Source organism: Candidatus Magnetobacterium casense, from assembly GCF_019173545.1.
In the GTDB taxonomy this organism is placed as follows: domain Bacteria; phylum Nitrospirota; class Thermodesulfovibrionia; order Thermodesulfovibrionales; family Magnetobacteriaceae; genus Magnetobacterium; species Magnetobacterium cryptolimnobacter.
The window spans coordinates 1-3,113 of record NZ_JABXWD010000383.1 but is presented as its reverse complement, the minus strand read 5'-3'; the positions used below and the strand labels follow the sequence as shown (position 1 = coordinate 3,113).

Genomic DNA, 3,113 nt, shown 5'->3' with positions numbered 1-3,113 from the left:
TATGCTATCATAGATAGTGTCATAAAAAACTCTATAGTGAGGAAGAGAAATGATATGAGACTATCGACAAAGTTAATTTTATTTTTCTCAGGCATAGGCATAGTGTTTCTGACCGTAGCGATGTATATAGGGCAGAGTACGACCGTTGACATATTGGACAGGCAGATCAGGGCAACGCTTGAAACTTATACGTTCCACGCCGTGGACAAGATCGACATGATGCTCTACGAAAAATACGTAGACGTAAAAAACATAGCAAGAGACCCGATAATTGCATCGAGACAATCAACCCCCGAGCAAATTACAGAAAGACTAAAGTCATACCAGAGTAACTATGGATCCTACTTATCGCTGTCGTTTTTTACACCAGAAAGGGTACGCATTGCCGATACGTTCGGTAAGGATATCGGACAACAGTATCCACTTAGGGGATACTGGACACAACTAAAAGAGGGGACAGACGTTCTTGTAGACGTAAGTTTCTCAAGTACCTTAAGTGATAACGTGATCAGGTTTGTGACCTATGTCAAGGACAGGGATGGCGCTTCTTTGGGTGTACTCGTCTTAAGACTGTCCCTCGCTGTCCTGGATGATATAGTCAAGAAGGCTACTGGTGATCATGACAATAACGTAAAGATGGCGGTAGACCTGGTCAATAGTGAAGGGATACTCTTGTATTCCAGCGATAATGCAAAAGGTATACTGAAAGAGACATCGCCTGAATGGGGATTTGCCAAACCTATGTTGTTATCGGGCAAAAACAGTGGCAGTGCCAGGCATCGGCATTCCGATGGCGCAGATGAGGAGATATTGGCCTTTAATCGTGAACGTGGATACGGGGACTTTAAAGGAAACAATTGGACGTTAATTATGAACATACCATCGAAAGTGGCCTTTGCGCCTGTCAGACAACTAAGAACCAGAATGGCAATAGTCTCTGTCCTGTTTGCTATTGCGGGTTTGGTCACTATATATATCTTCGCACGGCGGATGACAAGGCCGCTGGAGACCTTGTCACACGGCTTCAGCGAAGTGGGCAAGGGCAACCTTGATATAAACATAGACGTTCGCTCAAAGGACGAAATGGGACGAATGTCGGCAGCGTTTAACACTATGGTTACAGAGCTGAAAGACCATAGCGAAAAACTGCTGACCTACGGCATTGAGATGCAAAAGAGCAATGTGGAACTTAAGACCAAGGCAAGGCTGCTGGAGTTGCGCGAGTTGGAGAGCGGGTTGTTTAGCAGGATGAGCGAGTTGTTTCAGGCCTGTAACTGTGTTGAGGAGGCCAGCGTTGTTATAACAAACACGGTGTCGCAGTTGTTTCCTCGTGACAGGGGTGCGCTTTACATCTATAACTCATCGCGGAACCTGCTTGAGGGCATATCCGTTTGGGGCAATCCCCCACCCCAGGAGCTTGTGATCACACAGAACGAGTGTTGGGGGCTGAGGCGTGGCCATGTACATATCATGGTTGATGAGGCCAGGGATATTGCCTGTCAACATGTGAGGGAGAAGGGTATTCCCTACATCTGTACGCCCATCATGGCCAAGGGTGAGACGATAGGGATGCTGCACCTGTTGCTTGATTCATTGAAAGGGAAGTCATACGAACAGGATTGGTTCACAGAAAAGGAACAATTGGCCATGAGGTTGGCAGAGGGATGTGGCCTGGCGATAATCAACCTCAAGCTCCAGGAATCGCTCAGAAACATGTCCATGCGTGACCCGCTTACGGGACTGTTTAACCGTCGCTACATGAAGGAATCGCTTGAGCTGGAGTGGCAGCGTTCCATGCGTAAGTACACGCCCATTGGGATAATAATGATAGACATAGACCACTTCAAACAGTTCAACGACACCTTTGGACACGATGGCGGAGACAAGCTGCTTTGTGAGTTGGGCATGTTTCTTACCAAACAAATTCGCGGTGGAGACATAGCTTGCAGGTATGGAGGGGAGGAGTTTACCATCATCATGCCCGAGGCCTCCGCTGAGGTGACCATGCAGCGGGCAGAGCAGATAAGAGAGGCCGCCTGTCACATGCACGTCATGTATAAGCAGCAGTCCCTTGGCACCATAACGTTATCGATGGGGGTGGCGGTCTTACCGGTTCACGGGGCTGACACTAGCATAGTATTACAGGCAGCAGATGCGGCCCTCTACCGTGCAAAACATGAAGGACGCAACAGGGTCTGCATGGCTGAAGAGGTCAGTGGTGAGTGTGTGTTTACAGAGGTGATTTAAGCGACTGGCCAGGAGGTAATCGGTGACAGGGAAACAAACGGTGGAACTACCCTAGAGTGTGCTGGCCGGGGGAGCGCCGGCTTTGTTTAAAGCCTTAGTGTCTTTATAAAAAGATACAGCTTTGCCACAGACAGTGTCCAAGCCGTAAGCTGCAAGGCCCCAATGCCCGGTATCTGACAAGTTAGCCTCTCTGCCATCCCTGACATTGGCATTGCCCTATGCGTTGACTGTAAGACGAACATCATCTAAACATACCTTGTGTGGAAGCTTGACGTTATCGTGGGAGATTATCCCCCGTTTCATTTCGACAATAGAGGGATTTCTTGAGTCAAACCTCTTGATTAGATAACTGGCCGCCGTACCGGGATCAATGATGTCTCCACAGGTGAAGATATCCACTGCCGCATACCTGTACTCCGGCCATGTGTGAATAGAAAGGTGAGATTCTGCGATTATAACCATCCCGCTTATCCCGAAGGGATTAAACTCGTGGAAGGACACATCCACTACCGTTGCCCTTGCTTCCTTTGCCGCGCCTACCATTGCATCTGTTACTTCCTGCAAATCCATTAATTTGCTCGTGTTACAATCTCTCAATTCAACCAAAAGGTGAGTACCTAAAGCATACAATTCCCTACCCCCACTTTCTGTTTAATATAAGGAATCACGTTCCTTTAACTATTAAAGATTATATAAAAGAACTATCAGTGTTGTCAATAGCTATTGCAGATTTTTATTTATAGCAGATATCGATTTGATGTATCCTCTTTATATTTCATGGTAACTACGCTTTTATGCATCATGGATTCCTGGTCAAGCCAGGAATGACACACTTGGAAAACGCCTGTAACTGTCATTCCTGCGAA

At 47.2% G+C, this 3,113-nt stretch carries 2 protein-coding genes; one reads left to right on the top strand and one right to left on the bottom strand.

What is annotated here, in order from left to right:
- Positions 1-2,247: diguanylate cyclase (locus HWQ67_RS15200; RefSeq protein WP_218253535.1), on the top strand; the 2,247-nt coding region annotated here is incomplete at its 5' end.
- Between the two features lie 216 nt (positions 2,248-2,463).
- On the opposite strand, the gene speD is transcribed toward HWQ67_RS15200, so the two are convergent.
- Positions 2,464-2,877, bottom strand: a complete 414-nt coding sequence (gene speD / locus HWQ67_RS15195) for an adenosylmethionine decarboxylase (protein WP_218253534.1) — start codon at positions 2,875-2,877, stop codon at positions 2,464-2,466.
- Positions 2,878-3,113 lie beyond the last annotated feature (236 nt).